The sequence below is a fragment of the Streptomyces sp. NPDC055749 genome (genome assembly GCF_053617235.1).
On record NZ_JBSHFH010000027.1, the window covers coordinates 94,529 to 102,750 of the forward strand.

An 8,222-nucleotide genomic window follows, 5' to 3' on the forward strand; every position below is an offset into this window, starting at 1 on the left:
GAACAGGGCTCAGGAGAGCAGTTCCACCTCCGCGAGTTCCGCCGAACCGGTCAGCACCAGCCGGTACTTCGTGAAGTCGCCCGGTGTGTTCACCGAGAAGACCCGTGTCTGCTTGTTCCAGGCGAACGACTGGGCGGACCGCTTGTCGAGGTCCTTCCATGTCGTGCCGTCCGACGAGCCCTGGAGGACCCAGCCGGCCGGGGCCTTGTCCGCGGCGGACGAGGTCAGCGTGTACTGGAGCGCCTTCGTGGCCGAGGCCACCGGCAGGTCCACCGATTCGACCGTGGCCTTCGTGGCCGAGGTGTTGTCGAAGAGTGCGCCGTCACCCTTCAGCGCGTCGCCCTTCGGTGCGGGCACCTCGTCGTCCTGGGTGATCGAGACCGGCGCCGCGTCCTTGCCCGTGCCCCAGGCGGAGGGCTTGGAGCCCATGTCGAACTCCAGCACGCCGCCCTTGGCGAGCAGGTCGTGCGGCAGGGAAGTGGAGGTCCACTTCTTGCCGTTGACCTTCAGGCCCTGGACGTAGATGTTCTTCGCGCTGTTCTTCGGGGCCTTGACCACGAGGTCCTGGCCGTTCTCCAGGTGCACCGTGGTCTTGGTGAAGAGCGGCGAGCCGATCGCGTACTCGCCGCTGCCCATCACCAGCGGGTAGAAGCCGAGCGAGGAGAAGAGGAACCAGGCCGACTGCTCGCCGTTGTCCTCGTCGCCGTGGTAGCCCTGGCCGATCTCGCTGCCCGTGTAGAGGCGGCCGAGGACCTCGCGGACCTTCTCCTGCGTCTTCCAGGGCTGCGATGCCGCGTCGTACATGTACGTGGCGTGGTGGGCGACCTGGTTGCTGTGCCCGTACTGGCCCATCCGTACGTCGCGGGCCTCCGTCATCTCGTGGATGACGCCCCCGTACGAGCCGACGAACTCCGGTCCGGCGGTCTCCGGGGTGTCGAAGTACGTGTCGAGCTTCTTGGCGAGACCGTCACGGCCGCCGTAGAGGTTGGCCAGCCCGCGGCTGTCCTGCGGGGCGGTGAAGGCGTAGCCCCAGCCGTTGGTCTCGGTGTAGTCGTAGCCCCAGATCCGCGGGTCGTACTTGTCCGACGGGACCCGCCAGTCGCCCTTGGCGTTCCTGCCCTGGAAGAAGCCGGCCTTGTCGTCGAAGAGCTTGACGTAGTTGCGGGCGCGGTTCAGGAAGTAGTCGGACTCCTCCTTGTAGCGCTCGTTCTTCGTCTTCTTGTAGAGCGCCTTGCCCATCTGCGCGATGCCGTAGTCGTTGAGGTAGCCCTCCAGCGACCAGGAGAGGCCCTCGTGCGTCGCCGTGTTCGCGTAACCGGTGAAGGGTGATGTTTCCATGCCCTTGCGGCCGACTCCGGAGGACGGCGGGACCGCGGTGGCGTTCTTCAGCGCCGCCTCGTACGCCGCTTCCGCGTCGAACTTCACGCCCTTGACGTACGCGTCGGCGAACGCCACGTCCGAACTGGTGCCGGTCATCAGGTCCGCGTAACCCGGCGACGACCAGCGGGAGATCCAGCCGCCGTCCTTGTACTGCTGGACGAAGCCGTCCACCATCTCGCCGGCCTTCTTCGGGGTGAGGAAGGAGTAGGCGGGCCAGGTCGTCCGGTAGGTGTCCCAGAAGCCGTTGTTGACGTACACCTTGCCGTCGACGATCTTCGCGCCCGTGTGGGTCGGGGTGTCGGGGCCGGTCTGCGGGGAGAAGGGGCTGGCGTACTTGTGCTTGCCGTCGACCTTCTCGAAGCCCGAGTTCGGGTACAGGTACAGCCGGTACAGGCTGGAGTAGAGCGTGGTCAGCTGGTCCGCGTTCGCCCCTTCGACCTCCACCTTGCCCAGGAGGCGGTCCCAGGCGCTCCGCGCCCGGTCCTTGACCTGCTCGAAGGAGGTGGACTCCGGGAGCTCCATGGCGAGGTTCTGCTTCGCCTGGTCCACGCTGATGAGCGAGGTCGCCAGCCGCAGGTTGACCGTACGGTCCTTGCCCGCGTCGAAGCGGAAGTAGCCGGTCACGTCGTCGCCGCCACCGCCGCTCAGCTTGCCGCTGCCGGTGACCGGCGCGTCGAAGACGCCGTACACGAAGAGCCGGGTGGCTCCGGTCGAGCCGCCGCTCTTCACGTCGGAGAAGCCGGTGAAGGAGCCGGTCTTCGCGTCGAGGGTCAGTCCGCCGGCGTTCGAGACGTTGTCGAAGACCATGCTGGCGTCGTCACCGGGGTAGGTGAACCGCATCCGCGCCGCGTGGTCGGTGGGCGTCATCTCGGCCTTGAGTCCACTGTCAAATGTCACACCGTAGTAGTGCGGCTTAGCCGTCTCGTTCTCGTGGTGGAACGGCAGCGCGCGCGCCGAGCGCGAGGCGTCCGGAGTGCCCTCCGCTCCCGACGGCATCATCTGGAAGGTCTGGCGGTCACCCATCCAGGGGCTCGGCTCGTGGCTGGCGCTGAACGCCTGCACCTCGGGGAGGTTGTCCTCGTTGTTGCCGCGCGAGTAGTCGTACAGCCAGCTCGTCGAGCCGGCGTTGGTGACCGGCGTCCAGAAGTTGAAGCCATGGGGGACGGCGGTGGCCGGGATGTTGTTGCCGCGCGAGAACCCGCCGCTCGAGTTGGTGCCGCGCGTGGTCAGCGCGTAGTCCGCCAGATGCTCCTTGCGCTTCTCCGGCGCCTTCGGGGCGATCTTGATGTCGTCGATCCAGCCCTGGAACTTCGAGGGGCCCTTGGGGGAGTCGTACGCCACCAGGACGCGGTCGACGGTCTTGCCCGCCGCGACCGTGCCGATGCGCGAGGCGACCTTGTTCCACTGGTTCACGTACAGCCGCTTGGCCTCGGCCTGGCCCTGCGGGCTGAGCACGCCGCCGTGGCTGTCGGTGGCCTTGAGCCCGCTCAGGTAGGTGCCGTCGGTGAAGGCGAGGTCGACCGCGACATGCGTGGCCGGGTAGTCGAGGTCCGTCTCGCCCATCTGCGGGTAGACGAGGTAGGAGAGCTCGGTGTACTTCGTGACGGCGGTGTCGACGTCGAAGACCTTGTTGTACGAGTAGGCGTGGCCGTCCGGCTTGTGCGTACCGGCGTAGCGCAGTGCCTTCTTCCCGCTGAATCCCGCACCGGACTTCGCGGTGGGGGAACCGGACGGGCCGCGGTCTGCCTGGCTGCGCATCTCGTCCGGGGCGGGCGCGGAGGTGTCGCCGTCGGAGAACTGGACGTCGGCGAGCTGGAGCGCGTCCGATGCGCCGTTGTTCTTCGTGATCTCCAGACGGAAGTGCTTGTAGGCCGTATCGGAAGTGAAATCGTACGATTTGGTCTGGAAGCGCTCGGAGAAGGCCTGGTCGGTCCGGGTGTCCAGGTCCTTCCAGGTGGTGCCGTCGGTGGAGCCCTTCAGGGTCCAGTCCCGGGGGTCGCGCTCGTCGTGGTCGTTGGCCGAGGTCAGTGCGTATGTCACGACCTTGACCGGTTCGACCAGATCGAATTCGACCCAGCCGGACGGTGCGAAGGTCAGCCACTTCGTGCCGGATTCGACATCGACGAGATTCTCTTTGACCTCTCCGCTGCCGGTGTTCTCGCCACTGGCGCGCAGGTCCGTCACCTTATCTGTGACATTGCCTGGTATTCCGGCGGTGAATCCGCCGTCGACACCGGATGCCCGGTTCTTTCCGTCGGCTCCGGTTTCCACGGTGTTGCGCCAGTCCGGCTGCTTTTCGTCCGCTTCGAACGAGGTGCTGAACTCGTGCTCGCTCCCGGCCGGTCGGTCCGGAGTGGCGGGCCGGGCGACGGCGGCGGACGGTGCCGTCACGACAAGAAGCGAAGTGGCCGCCAGCAAGGCGACCCCACGCGCTCTCGTATGGACTCTTGTGGCGACCGCATGGACTCTCTTGATCCCGATCATCCGGATCATCCCGAGCGATTCCTCCCCTTTTAAAGGCGATAGACAACGTTGTCATTTGTGATTCGCAGGGTCCAGTAGGGAGGCCAGTGCACAGTGGTGTCAAGGGTGTTGCACAAGAAACGGCGCCGGAATCGGCCGTTCTGGGGAAATCGGTACGGTGCGCCGGAGGCCCGCAGGGGTCATAGTGATCCGAACCGGGAGGGCTCAGGTATCCGTGAGGTCTCAACTCGGGAAAGACTGCCGCTCAAACCTGCACTCGATCTTGCTCAGTTGGCGAGAAGTGGACTATACCTGTCGGCACCTGGACGGCCGTTCGTGCGTCACGGGCAAGGGGGACGGGGGACGTCTGCGGGGCCGCTGTCAGCGACTTCGCCGTACGGCTCCCGAAAACCCGCACTGCACGGAAGAACTGCAATTCCGCATGACCCAAGCGCAACTGACCGCGGTGGCGGGACCCTTCGCCTGAGGCGATATCGACGGGTGACCGGTACACCGCCTGAGTCCTGGAGAAGGCGAGGACTTGAGCATGGGATCCACCCCCGCCGTAGGCCATTGCGATCTGATCAAGCGGAGCGTGACTGTCGCGCGGGCCGCGGCTACGGCGACCGCTTTTCCGACATCGCTCAGGTGATCACCATCGGTGCCGCTGAGCGGCTCCGAGACGACGGCTGAACGACCCGATGTGCATCTCCGCCGACATCGCGGGCGGAGACCCACGTCAGGACGCGCTCAAAGAGAATTGCGGCAAGCACGGGGCCAACCCGGCCCGGCAGCCGAACACGCAGCAAACCCGTAGAGATCCAATCGATCAGTGAGGATGCAGAGATGACCATTCGTGCCGGCTCTCTTGACAGGCGAACGCTCCTGCGCGGGGCGATCGCGACGGCAGCCATGGGTTCGTTCGCGGTTGCGTGTGGCTCTCCCTCCAGCAATGGCAACGGTGGCGGCGGCCCGAAGGGCGAGAAGGGTGCCAAGAACCCCTTCGGCGTCGCCAAGAACTCCAAGGTCGAGGCGGCCATCTTCGACGGCGGCTACGGCACCGACTACGTCGAGTTCGTCAACACGGTCATCGGGGCCCAGATCGCCGGCACCAAGGTTGACGTCAAGCCGGTCGTCGACATCGGCCCGGAGCTCCAGCCCCGCTTCGTCGGTGGCAACCCGCCGGACCTCATCGACAACTCCGGTGAGGACCAGATCGGCTTCCTGGGCATTCTCGACCAGCTCGAGGAGCTCGACGACGTCTTCGAGGCCAACACCTACGAGGGCAAGAAGATCGCCGACATCGTCTACCCCGGCGTCAAGGACCCCGGCACGTTCAAGGACAAGTTCGTCGCGCTCAACTACGTGATGACGGTGTACGGCGTCTGGTACTCCAAGACGCTGTTCGAGGCGAACGGCTGGACCCCGCCGAAGACGTGGAACGAGGCGCTCGACCTCGGCCAGGCGGCGAAGAAGAAGGGCAAGTACCTCTTCGTCCACGGCAAGGAAGCGTCGACCTACTATCGGACGCTCCTGATCGACTCGGCGATCAAGGAGGGCGGCGACGAGGTCCGGATCGCGCTGGGGAACCTGGAGAAGGGCTGCTGGTCGCACCCGGCGGTCCAGGGCGTCATCAAGATCATGGAGACCATGGTCAAGGAGAAGATGTTCGTCCCCGGCGGCTCCGGCACCCAGTTCCAGAAGGCGCAGGCGATCTGGAGCAACGACCAGAAGGCGCTGCTCTACCCGTCCGGTGGCTGGATCGAGAACGAGATGAAGGACGCCACCAAGGCCGACTTCCAGATGACCGGTGTTCCGGCGATGACGCTCACGGACAAGCCGAAGATCCCCTACGAGGCGCTCCGTGCGGCCGCGGGCGAGCCGTTCATCGTTCCCAAGCAGGGCAAGAACCCGGCCGGCGGCAAGGAGGTCCTGCGGGCGATGCTGTCCGAGAAGGCCGCCGCCAACTTCTCCAAGACGAAGCTGGCCCCGACGATCGTCAAGGGCACCGTGCCCGCCGACGGTTACGGCTCCACGGCCCTCGTCTCGCAGACGACGATGCTCGAGGCCGCGGGCGAGAACATCTTCAACTACACGTTCGTCGAGGCCTACGGCATGAACACCGACCAGCTGGTGCCGTGGAACTCGTTCCTCGCCGGCGACATCGACGCCAAGGGTCTGACCTCGGCTCTGCAGAAGATCTCCGACAAGATCCGGGAAGACGACTCCATCGAGAAGATCAAGGTCAGCTAGTAGCGCGATGAGTGACACGATCACCAAACCCGAAGCCACGAGTGGCCGGCTCAAGTCGGCCGCTCGCGGCGGGCGTCCCGGGCGCCGCAAACTCACCTTCGACCGGGTGACGTTCTTCCTCGCGTTCCTCGGTATCCCGCTGGCCGTCTTCATCCTTTTCGTCCTGATGCCGTTCGTCCAGGCGATCTATTGGGCGATGACGGACTGGCGCGGCTTCAGCCCGGACTACAACTTCGTCGGGCTGGACAACTTCATCAAGCTGTTCGAGGACGACGTCTTCCTGAAGGCGTTGCGCAACGTGGCGCTGCTGGCGGCCGTCGTACCGCTGGTGACGTTGACGCTCGCCCTCGGGGTCGCGGTAGCCATCACGCTGGGCGGGCCCAGCAAGGGCCCGGTCCGGGGGATCCGGGGTGCGTCGTTCTACCGGATCATCTCGTTCTTCCCCTACGTCGTGCCGGCGATCATCGTCGGCCTGATCTGGGCGCAGATGTTCGACCCGAACGCCGGCCTGGTCAACGGCTTCCTCACCAAGATCGGTCTTGACGGCTTCGTGGCGTTCGCCTGGCTGGGCGAGGTCTCGACCGCCATGCCGTCCCTGATGTTCGTCTTCGTCTGGGGACTCGTCGGGTTCTACGCGGTGCTCTTCATCGCCGCGATCAAGGGAGTTCCCGCCGAGCTGTACGAGGCGGCCAGGATCGACGGGGCCGGACGGTTCCGGACCACGATCTCGATCACCCTGCCGGCGATCCGGGACAGTGTGCAGACGGCGTACATCTATCTCGGCATCGCCGCGCTGGACGCGTTCGTCTACGTACAGGCACTGTTGCCGAACGGCGGGCCGGCCAACTCGACCCTGACGATCAGCCAGCGGCTGTTCAACGTCGCCTTCGCGAAGCAGCAGTTCGGATACGCCACCGCGATGGGTGTCGTTCTTGCCGTCGTCACCCTGGTGTTCGCGGCGCTGGTGTTCACCGTCTTCCGCCTGACCGGCGGTGGCGAGGGCAAAGAGAATGCGCGTGGGTTCAAGGCTCGGCGTGCTGGAGCCAAGGGAGGTGCTCAGTGAGCGCCATAGCCTCCGACCGGAAACTGGTCAGAGTCACCGCAAGCAGCGACCGCAGGTTCGCCACGATCTCGCACGTCTTGCTGGTCATATGGTCCGTGGTCGTGATCGTGCCCATGCTGTGGGTACTGATGTCGTCGTTCAAGTCGACCGGCGAGATCCTGTCGTCGCCGTTCTCGCTCCCGGACCACTGGAGGGTCGAGAACTACGCGAACGCGTGGACCGACGCGAACATCGGGAAGTACTTCCTGAATTCGGTGATCGTCGTTGTCTCTGCGTTGTTCCTGGTGATGTTGCTGGGTGCGATGTGCGCCTACATCCTGGCCAGGTTCCAGTTCCCCGGGCGCCGGCTGATCTACTACACGATGCTGGCCGGACTGACGTTCCCGGTCTTCCTGGCGATCGTGCCGCTGTTCTTCCAGTTGCAGAACTTCGGGTTGCTGAACACGCGTCTGGGACTGATCCTCACCTACGTCGCGTTCGCGCTGCCGTTCACGATGTTCTTCCTCTACTCGTTCTTCCGGTCACTGCCGCATGACGTCTACGAGGCCGCGTTGATCGACGGTGCCGGTGACTGGCGGGCGTTCTTCCAGGTCATGCTGCCGATGGCCAGTCCAGGCATGGCCGCGGTGGCGATCTTCAACTTCCTGGGGCTGTGGAACCAGTTCCTGCTGCCGGTGGCGCTCAACACCGACCAGGACATGTGGGTCCTGACCCAGGGGATGGCCGCGTACGCGTCCTCGCAGGTCTACGACGTCGACTACGGTGCGCTGTTCGCGGCGATCGTGGTCACGGTGGTGCCTGTACTGGTCGTGTACGTCATCTTCCAGCGCCGGATTGCCGGTTCGGTGTCACAGGGCACCTTCCGCTGACGCCCACCGTCGCGCCGTACGGCCGGCGCCATCACGTAACCGCTGCTTCACCCGTTGCGCACAAGGGTCGGGCCCCCGGGGGACAAACAAAAGCGGCCCCCCCCCCGGGGGGTGGGGGGGGGGCGGCGTTGGGGGACGGGGGGTGGGCCCATGGTATAACACCCCGGCGGGGGGGGTTGGAAAATAGTAAAAGA

At 65.4% G+C, this 8,222-nt stretch carries 4 protein-coding genes; 3 read left to right on the top strand and 1 reads right to left on the bottom strand.

The window, feature by feature from the left end:
- Positions 1–9 precede the first annotated feature (9 nt).
- Positions 10–3,864 carry a GH92 family glycosyl hydrolase gene (locus tag ACWGO0_RS21280; protein ID WP_453537053.1) on the bottom strand — a complete coding sequence of 1,285 codons (3,855 nt, stop codon included), beginning with the start codon at positions 3,862–3,864 and terminating at the stop codon, positions 10–12.
- 825 nt (positions 3,865–4,689) lie between these two features.
- Between ACWGO0_RS21280 and ngcE the strand changes: the two genes are divergently transcribed.
- The 3 genes from ngcE to ACWGO0_RS21295 are packed head-to-tail and all read left to right on the top strand — an operon-like array spanning position 4,690 to position 8,028.
- Positions 4,690–6,096, top strand: a complete 1,407-nt coding sequence (ngcE, locus tag ACWGO0_RS21285; protein WP_453537037.1) for an N-acetylglucosamine/diacetylchitobiose ABC transporter substrate-binding protein — start codon at positions 4,690–4,692, stop codon at positions 6,094–6,096.
- 7 nt (positions 6,097–6,103) lie between these two features.
- The gene (locus ACWGO0_RS21290; protein ID WP_453537040.1) at positions 6,104–7,159 is read left to right on the top strand and encodes a carbohydrate ABC transporter permease; all 1,056 of its coding nucleotides are present in this window, start codon (positions 6,104–6,106) and stop codon (positions 7,157–7,159) included.
- Positions 7,156–8,028: a carbohydrate ABC transporter permease gene (locus ACWGO0_RS21295; RefSeq protein ID WP_453537043.1), complete on the top strand. Its 873-nt coding sequence runs from the start codon at positions 7,156–7,158 to the stop codon at positions 8,026–8,028. The genes ACWGO0_RS21290 and ACWGO0_RS21295 overlap by 4 nt, the downstream gene beginning before the upstream one ends.
- Positions 8,029–8,222: the final 194 nt, after the last annotated feature.